Here is a 17,067-nt window from a genome sequence, read left to right as displayed (position 1 = left end):
ATCTTGGCGGCTATCGACTGGATCGCCGACCACTGCGAGCCGTGCTCGCCCTCGTGCTCGCGCACCATCCGCACCGCACGCTCGCGCACCTCAGGGGGAAAAAGGGGTTGTTCGCTTCGTCATGGCTCCATCCTCTCAGAAGTTGGAGCCTCCGGGAAACCCGGGGCGGTTCAGGATATTCGTCAGGAGCACCCTTGAGTTGATGCGCTGCGCAGCTCGCCGAGGCGAGCACGAGCGTGCGCTCGGGTACGGGCAAAAGATCACCGAAACGGACCCGTTACGAGAAAGCGTACAGCGCGACGTGATGCTACTTCTGGTCCTCAGCGGGCAGCAAGCCAAGGCGCTCATCGCCTATCAGAAGCTCAGGAGCATTCTGAAGGTGGATCTTGGCATTGAGCCGATGCCAGACACCCAACGGCTGCATCGGGAGATCGAGTCCAGGGCGATTTTCGATCACCTCGATGATTACTTATCGTTGCATTTTGGATCTGCCCAACCGGAAGCGCGCTTCCGGAATATGTAAGCGCGCTTCCGGAATATGTCCGAGGCCCTCGCCGACGCTCCCGGCGAGGGCCTTCGGTGTAGTGATTGGCACCCCTTGGCAGTGAGAATTCCGTGATCGCTTCGGGAGAACGCGGCCACTTTTGGTCGACACGCACAAGATAATTCGGGGCTCCGTGGCGCGTACGTTCGTCACCATGTCTCCGGCAGCCTCCATCCCCCACCCGCCTGTACCAGACAAAATCTTTGAGCTTGAGTTCTGGTTCGAGTGGAGCCAGTTCGAAGGCAGCCACTGGCGCGGCAAAGTCCGCGACAACCAGATAGATCCCCAAGTCTTCTACCGGCCTTTTGCGAATCCCGAGGACGCTTTTCAGTTCGTGCGCGACGCGCTCGCGCAGGCGACGCCATCAGCCTACGTCGTCGGATCGCATCTCTCAGGCGACGATCGCGGGACGACTGACTCCAAGTCGCGATTATTGAGGAGCGTCGTTCGCTTTCTGCTCGCCATAATTCGGAGGGGCACATGAGCTCCTTCGAATTGAAAAGCAACTCGCCACGAGACTGCCGGACGCGTTTCGGGCTGGCGACATTCCTGACCTTGTGGCCTGACCAGGCGAGCTGTGAGGTGCACGGTTTTCGCGCAGGCAGCGCCGTTGCAAGGAGTTCGCAGCCGACGACGGGAGAGAGGCGTGCCTGAAGAATCGCGAATAGCTTTCATCGCGGTGCGCATGGCGCCCGGCGCTCGCACCAGCGAGCCGCAAGCGATTGTCGTCGGAAGCAAAGCTCCGTGGAAGCAGACGCGCCCAGACGGAAAGACGATCGACTGGGGGCCCGGCCAGGACTGGCGCTATGCATGCTACCCGCTGAGCGAGTTGCGCGAGCGGCTCAAGAGCGGCGCACCTGACGACGATCTGTTCGAGCCGAAAAGAAATCCTCCGGAGCACGTGCCGGTCGACGTGCTCGCCGCGTCCATGAAGCAGCCGACTGGCCTGCTGACAAGCGCCGATCGCGACACCCTGGACGCGCTGGGATTTTCCAAGAGCTTTCTCGATACCGAGGTGACAGTGCCGGCGGGCGGCGGCGCGCCGCTCAAGCCGACGCGGCGGCAGACCGCAATTCCTTTGAGGGAGGTGGAACGGGTCTTCTTCTTTTCCAGCGACGGCGGCACCGCGGTTAAGCAACCATTTGCAGCGTTCGACGCTGCGCGTTTCGTGGACCCCAAAGGAGATGCGCTGCCGCATCCGTTCGCCGCGGACGTGCCGAATGACAGCGTGCCCACGGGATCGCGCATCATCCTGTTTCCCGATTTTGCAGATAACACCCGCCCCGGGGCACTCACGGCAATCGCAATTCACGTCGGCATCAAGGTTGCGATCAATGGCCATCGCGTCGCCACGGCTGCGGAGAAGACAGCGGTCGACCGTCACGACACCCGCATGATGGTAGATCTGGCAGTACGGGGAGGCGGCACGGGTGCGCCGCTGAAAAACTTGTGGATCACCAAGCCCGGAACGCAAGAACCGGCCGGACTACGCGGTCTTCGCTTCGACCGCATGCGGTTGCGCTGCACTCTCGCACGGTTCGGGAGCGCGGGATCGCGCTCCGACCCCGTCGAGCTCGACAACTCAGACCTGCTCGCCTTCGCACGCGACAACAGCAGGGCGCGCGGCAAGACCAACAGCGGGCACGCCAACGACGACCAATTCAGGGTTCATCATGTACCGGCCCTCGCGGCGCTTGGATTCCCGGATGGCACTCCAATCCTGGTGCGCCGCGAGTTCGGCTTCCGTGCGCTCGGCGGGAATCCAAAACCAGGCGGCGGCGTGAAACCCGATGACACGATCGACAGGATCGGCTGGCGCTTCGAGCTGTGGGTTTTCGAGTACAGCAAGACCTTCCTCAAACACACGAGCTTGCAGCCGGTGGTACCGGACGCGGTCGACGCGGCATTGCCAAATACCTTGGTATTGTTCGCCGAAGAGCAGCGGTTCGCAGACGTCAACCTGCATCTCGAGCCGGAACGAGCGGCGCGTACGATCCTCACCGCCCGGCTGAGCACCAATGATAGCGTCTCAACCGAAGACCAGGCGGTGACAAAGGCCGCGCTCGCCACGCTCGATGAATGCGTCAGGAAAGTCCATGCCGGCCTGAAGGCGGTGCAGGACGGCCGCCCTTTGAGTCTCCTGCCGCGCTTGCAGGCGACCAACCCTGGCATGCCGTGGCATGTGATCGGCGCCGTGTCCGACCGCACGCCCGGCACGCGGCCGCTGTTCGATCCGCAAACCGCTTCTCAGGCCGGCGTTCCACGAAAGGTGCTGCTGCATACGTTCGAGCCGCGACGGCGCTTCGACATGTGGCCAGGACTGTCCTCTGCTGCGAGCCTCGATGTGAAGCCGACCGCCGTCAAGGCCACGTTCGCACGGCTGGAAACCGACGACCGCGCTTATCCTCGCTATGACGTCGAGCTGTTTGTCTCGCGGCTGCCCGAGACGCGCGCCGAAGCCGAGATAGTGAGTACCGATGCTCCCGCTTTTCAGCCCGCTGTTTCCGCCGACGAACCTGCGGCCGTGGCACTCGGGATGCGGCTGGGGCTAGAGGTCAAGGAGTATCTCGGTGTCGTCCCCCCCACCTGGGATTCCGGCACGGCCGCGAAAAAGGGATCGCGCGATCTCGTCATCGGCGCGCTGCAGTTCACTCTCGCTGAGGCGGTCGACCACGCGCGCACCCTCGGCAAGAGCGGTCTGATCGTTTTGCGCCCGCTTGAGCCCGACGGCGACGGCGATCCGGCGCAGCCCTCGATGGGTATCGATGCCGACGTCCGGTTGCCAATCGCGGCAGTCGGTCCTGCGGGCGAGGACGAGCCGCAAGGCGCGACGCGCGTGGGCGCGCGGGAGCGCCGGCGCCGACCGCCAGATCAGAACCGTCCGGATCCGGACGCTCCGCTGCTACTGTCGCTGAAGCGGTCAGTCCCGGATGCCACCATCACGCTGACGCTCCAGTCCGAAGAGGTGGCGACACGCGATCGCGATCATACGATCGCACTTTCGCTTCGTTCAGTATCGGAAAAGAAGAACGGCAACGGTGCCGCGCCGCCGCTTGCGCAGGCGGAGCCGGCGGAGCGGCCGCGGGTCCTGGTGATTGAACCTGGCCCGTTCCGGGTAGCTGCCATCGACTACGACGAGATTACCGGTCTCGCGAGCAGCGAGAGCAACGAAGTTGCCGTATGGAACGACTCCGGCGAGGCCGGGCTGTCCTGGCGGGTGCGGGACGAGGGGCAGATCGTCGACCTTCTGATGCCGCCTCAAGTGGTCGGCGAGGCGATGGAGAAGAACCGATCCGATCTCATGGGACGGCCAAAGGACGTCGAGCCGGGCAAGCCGGCCGCTGCCCGCTTCGGATCGCTGACGCAGCTGAAGATCGATCCAACTTTCGCTGAGACGCGGTTCCGCGAGCCCGGGTGGAACCTGCGCCGCACCCTCGGATTCGCTCTCCAACGCAGTCCTGGTGCCCGGCTGCTCGATCTCCGTCTGGAGCTCCTTTACGGGGTGCTCGCGCGGCTGCGCGGGGACGGCGTGTGGATTACGGAGCTCGCCGGCGCGATCGGCGAGCCGCCGGTCCCGCTCACGGACGTGTTCGAGCGGCCGCACCTGCAGCGGCACGCCGCATTGATCGATGCGGTGCTCAACGCGGAGCGGCGGCGCATAGCGGTTGAATAACCGGCCGCCGATCGGTCGCCGCGAGGACGAGCACCTCGGCCGCGCGATTCCGCGAAAGGTCGAGGAATACGTCGAGATTCTAAAGCCCAAGCGGGACTACCCGGAAGACGCAACTTCGCTCCGCGCGTGCGGCTTCGTCGTCGGCGCCGAGTTCAAATCAATCAAGATCAGGGTCGACAGTTCCTGGGGCAGCGACGTACGGCGCGAAGGCTGGCAGGTCCCTCTCTGGAGCACCGCTTTCCTCGGACTGCGGCCCAATCCCAACGACCCGGACGACCCGGTCAATCTCTATCCAAGGCCGCAGATCTGCGTGAACCTGGCCGGCGAAGGAGGGAAGGAAATCCCGCACGAAGTCGCGGAGCCGGAGAAGCTCTACTTCTACACGTCCGTGGTCGCAGGCGAGGACGACAACACCGACCTGTGGCAGCCGGTGCGCGATGTCGACTTCTGCGACCTTCCGTTTCCCGTCACAGCGCGCGTGCGCACCGAGAGCGCCGACCTCTCCGACACCATGCTGCGCGCCGAGCCAGATCATGTGCCGGGCTATGAGCGCTTCACGATCGCACTCGTCCCCGCCAAGGAAGCGGTTGCGCTCACTCACGCCCGGGTCGCCGGAGGTCCGGTGGCGGCATTGCGCAACGTGACGATTGCGCGCGCCGCCAGTCACGATGCCACGGCGCCGACCCCGGTGCAGGATTTCGGACGTGAGATCGCCGCCAAGGCCGCCAACGCGCGCGCGGAGATCGACCGCCGAGTTGGGCAGGTGCTCGGCGAGCTCGAGAAGCTCGACCGAGCTACCGATCCGGCGCAGCTCCAGGACCAGGCGAAAAAGCTGCTTGACGACGCGCTAGGCAAGCTCGGGGCCAACGAGCTCCAGGATGCCATCAAGAACACGCAAGACCAGCTGAAGACATTCGGCGGCCTGACATTGCCGGGCGGCATCTGTGAGGGTTTGTCTGCCAAGCTACGCGAGCAGGTGCAGGGGCAGCTCAACCGTCTCGTGATCATCGCCGGCGATGTCCTCATGCAGGCCGCGGCTGCCATCAATGAGCGCATCGATGCCGCTGCCGGCGTTGCGGGCGTCGAGATTGGCCGCTTAAACGCTGTGCTCGAGCAGGGCGAGACAATCGCGAGCCTATTGAAAGACGCAGAAAACGAGGCAGCCGCCGAACTTGTACAGAAGCGTAAGGAGGAGATTCGCAAACAGGCGCTGAACGCCGCGAAAGCCGCGACCGCAGCACTTAGGACGGTCGTTCATGAGCTACGCAACGGCGCCGAAGCGGCGATCAAGCACCGGATTGCGCTCGCCAAGGACCAGCTGGACAGCCTGGCGGGCGACCTCAAGGCCGATCTCCTGGCGCTCCGGCAGCGCACGCATGCGGATCTTCAGGAGGCGAAGGCCCTGGTCGACGGCGGTCTCGACGCCCAAGGGGCTCAGCTGAAGGATGCGGTGCAAGCCGCCGCAACACAGGCAAAGGCCGTTCTGGATCAACTCACCGCCGCGGGCGCCACTCTGAACCAGCAGAGCATCGACGCCGCGAGGACCTTGCGCACCACCCTCGAAACGCATCGCGCCAAACTGCGGGAAGCGATGGCGAAGCTTGAGGGTTCGAATGCACCGGCAGCGGCACGGCGCATCCTCCAGGCGCTCGATATCGGCGTCGGTGCCTTGCTCGCCGCGGCCGCCAAAGTCGAGAACAGCGCAATCGGGACCGCGACGGCGCCGCTCGTCGAGCAGGTCAAGAACGCGAAGGAGGGGATCGACCGGCTGAAGACTGCCGTCGATACCCGCATCGACCAGGCTGCGGGAGGCGTGGACCGCATTGCGAGCATCCTCGAGGGCATTCTCGATGCGGCTTTCATCAAGATCGATGGCATTTTTACTCAGATTTCGATCAAATTAATCGAGGACCGACTTGATGAGATTGGGGGATCACTTGCTCAGCTCGTTGACGACGCCCTGAAGCCGCTCGAGCTGGCAATAACGAAATTGGACGGAGCTCTAGCGGCTGCCGTGCCGACGGTCCCCTTTCCAGAGACGCTCGTGACTGCTGCAGAGGACGTCGGGAAAAGGGCACAGGATGCGATAGGGAGCATTCGCAGCAAGCTCGCGGCACTCAATGCGGCCGTGGAAAAGGGACATCAACTCGTTGCTGGAGAAATCGACAAAGCTGCCGCGACCGTGAAGGTCGAGGTCGAGCAGTGGGCAGCCAAGGTCAAGGATCAACTCACGATCCTAATCAATGACTTATCCAAGACGTGCGAGGCCCTGGAAGGGTTCGTGAAGGAGATCTTCAAGGACGGGACCCAGATCGCGGACAAGGTAAATCAGTGGATCGGCGACACGCTCGACGTTGCGAGCTACCGCAAGAAGCTGGAGAACGAGGTAAAGACGGCCATCGACGGCTCGGCCAAGACCATTGCGGAGATCAAGGCGGCGGCGGCGGCGGCGGCGGCGAGGATCACGGAAGAGGCTGAGGCGCGCGCGCGACAGCTTGCCTGCACCATCCAGGAGACGGTGCGCGACATCACGGGCGGCGCGGATCTCGCGGACCTCGCTCGGCGCGCCGACGGCGTCTACCAGAAAGGCGACAGCGCGCTGCGCGCGCTGCGCGCGCTCGGTGACCCGCCGAAGACCAACAATCTCGGCTTCAACCGGCCGGAAGTCGCCTACGTGCTCGGCGAGGCGAAGAGGCTTGGAATCGATATGACGCCGGCATTGGCGCTGGTCAACCGCGCCGCCGACCAGGTTGGGGCGGTCGAGCAAGCCGGGAAGGCGGCCGGCGAACTGCTCGACAGCTTCGGCATCCGCTTGCCGATTAACGAGATCGCCGACCAGCTGATCCCAGAAAAGCTCAAGGGCCTCTCAGTCTCCGATCTCCTGCCGGATATGGGCGGCATCGACTTCAAGGGTCTGCTACAGCGGGTCGGCTTCCCGGATCTTGACGACAGCAACGCGGTGAAGATCCGGCACGGCTTCGACAAGGCGACGATGCGAGCCTGGATGGAGGCCGATCTCAACGTGCCGTTCACCGAGGCGACGCCGCTCCTGAGCATCGGTCCAGTCGAGATCGTGATCGACACCGCGAAGTTCACCTCGCAGGCGCGGCTCTCAGCCGGCGTCGACGGCACCGAGCGCAAGATGAATGGCCGCATCTTCGGTGATTGGCGTGTAGTGTGCGCCGGACAGTCGATTATGACCTTTCGTCAGACCGGGCTTTATTTCGACGAGAGCGGCAAGATCGACTTCCGGATCCAACCGGACCGGATCGATATCGCCGAGGCGTTGCACTTTGTGACCGACCTGATGGCGGCGACTGGCAAGAAGGGCGTGGTGCGAATACAGCCATTCGTGCGCGGCGGCATTCCATCCGGCGTCGCGGCGACGCTCGACCTCGTGCTGCCGCCGGTCCAGACCGGCGCCTTCGGGATTTCCGATCTCTCACTGCACATCATGTTCGGCATTGCCGCGCTGCCGCGGTTCGAAATCGTCTGCGAGCTCTCGGTCGGCACGCGCATGGCGCCGTTCACGCTGAACGTGTGGATCCTCAATGGCGGCGGATACCTGACGCAGCAGCTCTCGTATCTGCCGACATCGAAACCGCGACCGCTGATGAGATACACGCTCGACATCGGCGTGTTGGTCGGGCTCGGCCTCGGCTTCTCCTTCGGCGTGGTCTCAGGCGGCGTGTGGGTCCAGGTCGGATGCGCGGTTGCGTTCACTTGGGTGACCGGTGGCGGGAGCACGACGGCGATGCGCGTGTTCCTGCTGGTGCGCGGCAACGTCGACGTCGCCGGGCTTATCACGGCCGCGATCGCGCTCCTGTTCGAGGTGACCTACGACGGCGACCGCATGATCGGCGCGGGGACGCTCACGGTCAGCGTGAAGGTCAGCATGTTCTATACGCTCTCGGTCCATGAGCACGTGGAATACGTGTTCGCGGGCGAAAAGAAGGGCGGAGAGGACGGTTATTCGGACGGCTATTGCTGAGCGCAGTGTCCTGCAAGCGAAGGGGAAACGCGAATGCCGCGGACGCTGAGGGTAAATGTGCAGGTGGATCGCCTGCCAGACGTGAACGACGCCGCCGGAAACCCGCTGTGTCAGATTGGCATCCGGCTGAGCGCAGCCGTCGTGCCCGATGCGACGGACCCGACGCTTTCCTCAGATGCGAACCTGCTCCTTCCCTGGATGTGGCGCGCCAACGCAGGCGACCAGGACGGCAGCTGGAGGGCTCACGAGAAAGGGAATTGGACGCTTTGGCGCCTAAAGGACGACGGCTCCGATCCGGAGCAAGTCGACGAAGCCCATTGGGAGATGGCGGTCGAGGACCCCAAGAAATTCGACCGTCAAGTCGACAACACCGATCCCGACACCGCGGGGGCAGAACTGAAGGTGAGGCCGTTCCACCATCGGATCGGCAGGGAGATCGTTGCCATCCTTGCCGAGATCGGGCCGCGGGCACTGGAGGTCCCCGGCGCGGACGGCGTGGTCCGAGGGCGCACGGTGTTCGGATTGACCGAAAGCCTCACCGCCCTGCCGCATCCGGTGCCGGCCGGCATGCAAGTGTGGACCGGGATATCCCTCCACGCAACGGCATTCCCTGTGTCCGAAACGGATCGGTTTCTCGCGGCGCCTGCGTTCGTGACTGGGGGGGGCGTCTCCTATGCGATCGACATGGGCAGTCTTGCCGGCGCCCCGGCCGCCGACAAGGCGTGGGAAGTTCCGTACAAAGCCGCGCCGAGAGGCGTGTCGCTCGACGTGACGGCGAGCGTACATCCCAGTCTTCCAATGGCGACGCTGAAGATCCCGAGCGACGACCCACAACGGCTGATCGACCTCTCGACGCTGCTGGTACGCAGGAGCGATTCGCCCCCATTCGAGGGCACCGATTGGAGCACCGCGCTGGCGTTGCGCGTCGCCGAGACGATCGATCCCGCTGCGCGCGCGATGGCGGTGCTTGACAACGTCATCCGGGCCCGCGTCGAGGCCGAGGGCAGCAACTCGTCGACACGCGAGGCGCTCCGCGCCGATATTCTGCCGCGCGAAGCGCCTCCCGATTACCTGCGCGGCGCCCTCAAAGCCCTTCACCAGCCAATTCTCGCACCGCGCTCACGCGCTTCCCGGCCGACCTCGGCTCCGGCAGCCGCCCTGCTGGAGCGGCTGGCGGTCGGCAATCCGAGCCTCTGGCCCGCCGTGGTGCCGCTGCTGTTCGCGCATGCCGGTGCGGAAAACGATGCGCCGAAGGAAGCCGATCGGGTCGCGCCGCCGCTGCCGCTGCACGTGGTCGTCACGCGTGCTCGGCTGGCCGATGCCGCCGGCATCGTCCCGCCCCGCAATGACGACCTGCAGGACTCATCCAAAACGCCTGACAACCAGCCGCTCGCCACCCTCGATAACGAGCAGGCGTTCCGCGAGTGGCTGCTGCGGTACTGGGCCAGCGTGCCGGTTGAGGCGCTCACGACGGACGGCAAGACATACGACTTTCGCGGCACGACTAGGCGGATTTTCCTCAAGGGCAACAAAGTGGAGCTGCCGGAAATCAGGCGAACCGGCGTTGTCGACCTCATGCGGATCCTGCCCGCTGCCCAGCCGGTCAAGATCACGATCCCGCTGGCGCTTGCGAGGGCGCAGCTTCCGAACGTCGTCACCTTTACCTTGCGAGCGCCGGATGCTCCCGCGCAGTTCGAGTTCAAGCTCAATTTCGACACGGCTAAGACAGAGCTCTTGCTCAAGGACGCCGGCCCGGCTGTCGAGGACAAGCCGTTTACAGGGGGACGCCTGACGATCGCGATCACCGTAGCGGACGAGAACAAGCCGCGTCAGGTGAGCGTCATCCTGACCTACACGGATAACGCGGGATGGACGCAATCGGTGGAGAAGCTCAGCAACGGTGAGCCGATCGACATCACGCCGGTCGCCCAGGCCGGGCCTCTCGGCCTCTCGGTGAACGCCACGGACAAGATTGCGGTCGCGATCGACCCGAGCAGCGTCCCGACGGGATCTCTGCAAGGCGCGAACGGTGGCACCGGTCAAGGCCAGACTCTTCGGAGTGCGCTTGCGCTCGCTTTTGCCGGCCCCGCGGTCGCCGGCCTGATGGGCGGCTGGGTGCCACTCGCGGGCGGAACCGCCGATCCGGCATTCGCCAAGCTCCCGCTGCGCGAGCGGCTGATCAAGACGATCGGCACCTATGTGGCGGAGACCTTCAAGCAGGCGTTTGCGGATGCTGCTGCGGTCATCCCGCTCAAGCAGGCCCAGAACGACCTCGCAAACGCGGGGCCTACCGAAAAGGATGCAGCTCAGAAACGGCTGGATCGACTGCTCGCTCTCCTTGATCTCTTCAATGCAGTGCGGGACGCCGCCAAGCTAGACGCCGAACGGCTGGCGCAGGAGCTGGTGCCGCGGCAAGAGGACCGCAGCGCCGATCCGCTCACGCAGGACGCACCGCCGCTCACCTTCGTAATCGATCAGCTTCAGGATTTCGACGAAACAGTCGATTTGTGGACGCGGCTCGCCGGCCTCGGCGTGCTGATCGGGCGGCGGGGCGGACCGAAGGACAGTGATAACGAATGGTGGAGTCTCAATGTCGCGACTCTGCACGTGTCGCGGCAAGATCCAACTGACCGCAACACACGGACGCAGCTGGCCCGGGACAACGCAGTTCCGGTCGAGGATTTGGGCGATTGGCCGAACGACTGGCTCGATAGCGCGCGAGTGGACCCCGTGCCCCTGGCGGTGAGCGAAGTCAGCGGCGTGCGCAGCGCCGTCGTCCGGTACGACAGCCAGTCAATCGTCGCCGAGATGGAGCGGCGGCCGCAGCTCGATCCGCGTGGCCAGCCGCGGGCGGTCGCACGCCGGCCGGAGGCATATCTATTTCCCGTACCAAAGCGCACGGAGACGAAGCAGTTTGCCAAGCTCCCGCCGCTGACTTTCGGACGCCAATATGACGTCCTCCCCTATCTAACGGGGCACGGAGGCGTGCTACCTCCCGTACTGCGGCACAAATCCCATGAGCCAGTCGGGCGGCTTCCGCCCTCGCTCGACAGTACAGGTAAGCCGAAACCGAACGGCGAGATCAAGATCGCGCGGGCGAACATCGGCAGCGACTTCATCCGCTCGAAGCCGTATCTGCGACCGGTTCCGGTCGGCGCCCCGCGCCTGTCGCCCTTGAGCGTTTGGCCGGGCTTGATCGAGGACGTCGCCCCGCTCGCGGCCGAACTGCCGATCCGTGCGGCGCCGATCACGCTGTGCGCGGGAGCTCCCACGCGCTTCTTCCTGGACAAGGAGCAGACCCGCGGCACGCTCAACAGCCCCCCCGACTTCACGAACGCAGCCGGAACCCCGACCGAACCTTCAGGGATCCGCATCGAGATCAATGGCATCGACGTGACGAGTGCGTCCGGAAAGCTTGTCCTCACAGCACAGACGTTGGACCCCGCGGCGGGGAACTCCGATCGGTTCACGATCGAGGTGATGCGCAGCGAGCTTGCCGCGGCGGCGACGACCGGTACTGCCGGGATTCGAATCGACGTGGTCGGCACCAACGTCAATACCTTCGTGCTCAAGTCGCGCGCGCACCAATTCGCCGAAGATGAGCCCGATGCGCTGCCGTTCACGCCCGCCACTGCGCCGACGGTCAACAAACGGGTCGCCGAGTGGCAGTCGTTCTCGCTCGTTCTACAAGCAGATGGGGCGGATTTCGATGCCGAGCCGCCTTCGATCCGGTGGGGTGCCTTGCGGTCGGTTGCGGGCGGCGCGCCGGCCTTCCAGTTGGATGGCGATCGCCCAATTTTCCCCCCGGAGTTCGTTCCGCACAGCCGCGATGTCACGCTCCTCGACGGAATTGGCTCGCCGAAGCGGCGTTCCGGTCCGCGAACCGCGACCATCCAGCTGCGCCGGCCGTCCGCGAGCCTCGCGACCTATGACCGGTGGGTGAACGGGCCGCTCAGCGGCTATGGGAGCGCAAGCCCGGTGACGGTCGCCGAGGCGCTCAACAGGGCTGCGGCGCGCGCGACCGGCAAGATGGAGCCGGGCGCCGACGGCTCACTTGACGATCCGGCGGTCGAGGCTCTGGTGCTCGAAATCGCGCGCCTGTTCCCGCAGCGCCGCGTGGACCAGGCTCCGGTGCTGCTCACCCCGCGCATCTCCTCTGCCGAGGCAATCCTTGGCAACGGAAACGACGCAAAGACCCGCCATGGCGCCGACATCGTCTCGCTCCAGATCAAATTGGATGACGACCATGACCCGCTCGGGCCGGCCAAGCTCGACCTCGCCAATGCGATCCTCACGCTCGCCCGGCGCTGCGTCTACGAGCTGCGCGTCTACGGCGCAATGCCGCTCGCTCAGCCGCTGTTCGCGCCGGACGGCAACCCCGCAAAGGTCACGACGCGCGACCGGTTTGCTCCCGCGGCGGTTGCGGGTTGGCGCGACGCCGATATCGACGGCACGCGCTGGCACCTCGGCGCGCCTCTCATCCTCACCGTCGAGGTCGCGAGCGAGCTGATGCCGGAGTTCTATATCGAGAAGGCGGATCCGGCTTCCGGCAAGCCTGTGCCCCTGCCGTTCTCCATGGGCCTCCTGCGCCCGCCACGCGCCACACGGGAACGCGCCACCGTCCACCTGCAGCCGGACTGCCTCGCCGCGCCCCGTCCGCCGGTGAGCGGCGACGACGCCTTGGTGCGCTACGCCGCGCTGCGCCATGTCGACCGCATTGGGTTGTTCGAGCAGCGTTGGAGCTGGCGCGGGCGTCCGCACGCGGAAATCCCCGCAGTCACGCTGGCAAACTTCGGACAGGACGGCAAGATCGACGAGGCAGCCCAGCACTTCGTCGACAATGCGTTCATCGGGCGATCGGACGATGACATCGGAACCATCCACGAGATGCGCATCACGCGGGCGCACGCCTATGGCGGACGCGCGAACTTCCCGGCGCCAAGCGTCGACCCGCCGCTCTTGGAGCATCCGCCCGTGGTGCTCGAGCGCGAGCTGGATTATCGTGGCGGCGCCAATCTCTGGCGTTTCGCGCTGCGCGCCAGGAGCCGCTATGCGGCGATGCGGCCGAACGATCCGCTGCTGATCCGTTTCACGCACCGGCGAGGCGACACCGCCAAGACATTGTGGTGGCCGTTCGTTGTGCCGGACCGCGCCAATCCGCTTGGGGAAAACCGCGAGGTCAGGCGGCCCGGGTTGATGCTGGTCATCCCGCTCACCGAGCCATTGATGACGGCTGGCTCGGTCCCGCCGCTGCTCGCGCTGTTTAATGAAGCGATGTTCCCGCTGTTCCACGCTGGCGATGGGATCCAATCGGTCATCGAAGTGGCGCGTCATCCGTTCATCGGAACGCAGCGGGTGGGCAAGAATCCCGACACCGGACAGGACTTCCCGGACGAGTTCCGAAACGGCTGGGACAAAGTCGCCGACGCGCGTCACGACCTGGCGAAAGCGGAGCGTGCGCTTGCGGCGTTGCGCATGCTCGACGCCGACCCCGCGCCTGGCGAACTGACCAGTGCCGAAGGAGCAGTGAAGGCTGCGCGGGATGCCACGGCGGCCGCCGAACTGGATTACGCAAAAATCCACGCGGTGGCCGTCGCCTGGGGGCTTTTTGGCCATCTCGGACAGGTGAAAACGCAAGTCGAAAAGAGTCTGAAAGATGCTCAAGATGCTCTCGCCGTCGAGACCGATCCTGCCAAGAAGCAGGCCCTACAACACGAGATCGGTCGGCTTAATGCGCGAGTGACGCGGCTTGTGAAGGAAATCGACGAGGCAAAAAACGCCGCCAAGGCGATCGAATCGGATCCCTTGCCGGCGAGTGATGCCCAAAGGACCGGCAGCCCGCTCGTGAAATACTGGCCGGAATACGCGCCGGATCCGATCCGCACTGGGGAAGGGGCGAGCGGCGAGCCGCTGGCGCTGCGCTGCGACGGTCCGGTCGGATACACGTTCGATCTCGAGACTGAGGCGAGCCGCTTCGACCACGCCGGGATCCTGATCTCTCCGGTTGCCGACAAGGTGCGGCCGTGGTCGCTGGTGAAGCTCCGCTTCCGCCGGATGGAGGCGCCCGAGTTGCTGGTTGACCGCGGCGGTAAGCCAATTGCGAAGCCCGTGCCGCTGCCGACCAACATGAACTCATTCGAGCGATTCCCGCTCGCGTCCGCCGATCCCAATGCCGAGGACTTTCCGCAGACCATACACGAGGGCCTCGCCTTCGATGTCGACGATCTGGCCGAGAAGGGACCCCTGCGGCTGCGGCTGTCGTTCGATGACCCTGAAGAGATCACGGATCTGGACGGCAAGATCATCGACGCCGGCGCCGTGCAGGTGGAGGCGGAAATAGATCGTGGGGACCCGCTGCGACCGCGGGTCGTCGTCAACGCCTCGACCAATCTCGGGCACGCCGAGCAATGGGCCGTGGCTTTTGAAACGGGAAGCGTCGTGCAGCTGCGCCTAGTCGTCTCGCAACGGCCGAAGCCCGACAGCGACCGAGCCTATCGCCCTGCCGCAGACGTTTCCGTGCATGTGCGTCTGATGCGCGACACCACCACGGACGCGCTCCAGCGCCCGCACGAGGACGTGTGGCTCTCCGTCATCTGCATGCCGCTCAATGCGCGTGACCAGATCAACCACGACAGCGTCGTCATATTGCGGGCCCGTTGCGACAGGACGCCGGCGACCGTTGTGGTCCGGCCGGTGCGGCTCTCCGACTTCACTCCTGGCGTGTGGTGCCAGTTCGCGGCGGCCATGTCGCATGTGGCTGTCCACGCCGAAATCAAGACTGCCGCGAGCTCACGCAACGTCCAGCAAGTGCTGCCGATCGCGCAGCTCACCGCGAGTGAAGATTCCGGGGGTAAGACGCTGAGGCTTGGAATTGCCGACCTGCGCCTTGGCGAGAGTGTGTCCAAGATCGCCTTGACGGCAGAGGGCAGCCCGGAGCCTAACGCGCAAGTGGAGGAGCGCCTCTACGCGTTGGTGACGCGCTATGTCTACGACGCATTCGACCGGCTGCGCGAGCGCCCGGTCGCGGTGCACAAGCTGCCGGATGCGAAATCAGTCCCCGTCCTCGGCGAGACCACCTGGCCGGAAGGCGATCTCGGCACGCCGTACGCGAACGGCAGCGGCCGGGTGCGGATCGTGCGCGTGCTGCGTGGTCGTAAGCGGGACGAAGGGGGATTTGAACCGGCCCTCAAGGAGTTCCCGCGGGATTTCTTCGGCCAGGATGTCGAGAGCGTCGCGAGCGACGAGCCGCTCGACGCGGCGGGCCAGGTCCTCGGCATCTCGGCGCCGTTCGAGTGGAGCGCCGGTTGACCTGAGGCTCCGAGCGAAGGAGCACAAGCGATGGTGGCGGTGAACGTGATCTATACGGTCAGCCCGATTGCGCAGACCAGGAGCATGAGCTGCTGGGCCGCGGCCGCAGCCATGCTGCTAACGTGAAAAAATTTCGATCTTCCTATCAAACACCTTGATCCGACGGTCGAGGTCGCAGAACAAATCGTACAGCTCGGAAATCGCCTCACGGGCCAGGGCCGACACTTCATTCTCCAGGTTGGACAGTATCTCGGGGATCGCCCGCCGAGCTCTCGTGATGCTCTGGCCGATGGCCAGCCCGCGGTCGAATAGCAGGCCACGGATCTGGCTGACGACAGCTGTGCGGTGATGACCATCCGTTGCCGCGCACGATGCAGGGCCTGGATGTCCTGCTGCTCGACGCTCTTCTTAGGTGCAAGGGGAATCTGGGGCTGACGCGCGGCCGTGCAGATCGCCTCCGCATCGTTGCCGTCGTTCTTCTGCCGGCGCACGAAAGGCTTCACGTATTGCGGGCTGATGATTTTGACCTGATGGCCGAGCGCCTCGAGCTTGCGCGCCCAGCAAAAGGCACCGGTACACGCCTCGATCGCGATCGTACAGCACTCGACCTGGGCCATCGTTGGCAGGAGCTGATCGAGCATGGACTTGCTTCGGTTTAGTGGAGAGCGGTTGAACAGGTGCCCCGCCTCTCGAACTTGACGGGGCTGACGAAATCGAGCGCGGAATGGCGCCGGCGGGGATTGTACAACCTCTCACCACAAGACCCATAAGACCGGCGCTGGCGACGACAGCGTTGTCGTCTATGGATGGCATCCGTGGGCCGGGCACGCGGTCCGTGTCCACGACGTGATCGAGCGAGCAACCGGGACGGCGGCGCGCTGCACGCTGACGGATGCGCCCGTAGCGCGCTTGCAGGAGATCCCGGTCTGGATGCTCGATCCCGTCGCGTGCGGCGCGACGCGGGCGGCGGCGCAGCCGGTCGCGGCCTTGTCCCCACTGATGAGCTTGCGCGCCCTCCTCGCCGCCGCAATGGGCGGCGCAGGCCCCGCCCAGCGCCGAGCAAAGCTAGCATCGCCCGAGCCCGCGGGAGATCGCCATGCCACAGCCTCCACGCCGACCGCGCCGGTCGGATCCGCAGCTCGACCTCGGCCTGACGCTAGGGCCGTCGATGCTGACGCCGCCGGCCTGGAGCGCTCTGCCGACGGCGACGCAGCAGACCCGCACCCGTCTGCTGACCCACCTGCTCATCGCCCACGCCGACAGCGCGCCACAGCCGGATATCCGGGCCGGAGGTGCCGATGAGCGCTGAGAAGATCGGCCCCCAGCACCGGGCTCGCAAGGCCGTCCTCTACGTCCGCCAGTCCTCGGTGCAGCAGGTCCAGCACAACCGCGAGAGCCAAGCCCTGCAATACGCCATGCGCGAGCGCCTCGTCGGGCTCGGCTTCGCCGAGGTCTGGGATTGGGATTGCCCCGGCTCGGTGGACACCGAGAACGCTTTTGCGTGAGGTGTTTTTGCCATGCCGAGAACCCGTCCCCCGTACCCGGCGGAGT

General features: G+C 65.2%; 7 protein-coding genes and 1 pseudogene. 7 read left to right on the top strand and 1 reads right to left on the bottom strand.

Features of this window, described 5'->3' with window-relative positions; translation table 11 throughout:
• The first annotated feature begins 202 nt into the window (after positions 1 to 202).
• The 5 genes from ABZT49_RS18630 to ABZT49_RS18610 all read left to right on the top strand — a co-directional run bounded on the left by ABZT49_RS18630 (position 203) and on the right by ABZT49_RS18610 (position 15,516).
• Entirely contained in the window at positions 203 to 523 is a 321-nt protein-coding gene (locus ABZT49_RS18630; RefSeq protein WP_355287914.1) for a bacterial transcriptional activator domain-containing protein, read from the top strand.
• 154 nt (positions 524 to 677) lie between these two features.
• Positions 678 to 1,028, top strand: a complete 351-nt coding sequence (locus ABZT49_RS18625) for a hypothetical protein (RefSeq protein WP_355287912.1) — start codon at positions 678 to 680, stop codon at positions 1,026 to 1,028.
• 162 nt (positions 1,029 to 1,190) lie between these two features.
• Positions 1,191 to 4,217: a hypothetical protein gene (locus ABZT49_RS18620; RefSeq protein ID WP_355287910.1), complete on the top strand. Its 3,027-nt coding sequence runs from the start codon at positions 1,191 to 1,193 to the stop codon at positions 4,215 to 4,217.
• Entirely contained in the window at positions 4,210 to 8,208 is a 3,999-nt protein-coding gene (locus ABZT49_RS18615) for a hypothetical protein (RefSeq protein WP_355287908.1), read from the top strand. Before ABZT49_RS18620 ends, ABZT49_RS18615 begins: the two co-directional genes overlap by 8 nt.
• A gap of 33 nt (positions 8,209 to 8,241) precedes the next feature.
• Positions 8,242 to 15,516, top strand: a complete 7,275-nt coding sequence (locus ABZT49_RS18610; RefSeq protein WP_355287906.1) for a hypothetical protein — start codon at positions 8,242 to 8,244, stop codon at positions 15,514 to 15,516.
• A gap of 120 nt (positions 15,517 to 15,636) precedes the next feature.
• On the opposite strand, the pseudogene ABZT49_RS18605 reads toward ABZT49_RS18610, so the two are convergent.
• Positions 15,637 to 16,178, bottom strand: a pseudogene (locus ABZT49_RS18605) (IS110 family transposase); the annotation flags it as partial.
• A gap of 434 nt (positions 16,179 to 16,612) precedes the next feature.
• Between ABZT49_RS18605 and ABZT49_RS18600 the strand changes: the two are divergent.
• Positions 16,613 to 16,825 carry a hypothetical protein gene (locus tag ABZT49_RS18600; RefSeq protein WP_355287904.1) on the top strand — a complete coding sequence of 71 codons (213 nt, stop codon included), beginning with the start codon at positions 16,613 to 16,615 and terminating at the stop codon, positions 16,823 to 16,825.
• The gene (locus ABZT49_RS18595) at positions 16,815 to 17,021 is read left to right on the top strand and encodes a hypothetical protein (protein ID WP_355287902.1); all 207 of its coding nucleotides are present in this window, start codon (positions 16,815 to 16,817) and stop codon (positions 17,019 to 17,021) included. The genes ABZT49_RS18600 and ABZT49_RS18595 overlap by 11 nt, the downstream gene beginning before the upstream one ends.
• The last annotated feature ends 46 nt before the right edge of the window (positions 17,022 to 17,067 follow it).

Source organism: Methylobacterium sp. EM32, from assembly GCF_040593685.1.
Lineage (GTDB): Bacteria > Pseudomonadota > Alphaproteobacteria > Rhizobiales > Beijerinckiaceae > Methylobacterium.
This window is presented reverse-complemented; position numbering and strand designations above follow the sequence as displayed.

Coding starts and splice junctions, on each gene's coding strand:
- ABZT49_RS18630 (WP_355287914.1), top strand. CDS start 203: ATGCGCTGCGCAGCTCGCCGAGGCGAGCACGAGCGTGCGCTCGGGTAC.
- ABZT49_RS18610 (WP_355287906.1), top strand. CDS start 8,242: ATGCCGCGGACGCTGAGGGTAAATGTGCAGGTGGATCGCCTGCCAGAC.
- ABZT49_RS18600 (WP_355287904.1), top strand. CDS start 16,613: ATGCCACAGCCTCCACGCCGACCGCGCCGGTCGGATCCGCAGCTCGAC.
- ABZT49_RS18595 (WP_355287902.1), top strand. CDS start 16,815: ATGAGCGCTGAGAAGATCGGCCCCCAGCACCGGGCTCGCAAGGCCGTC.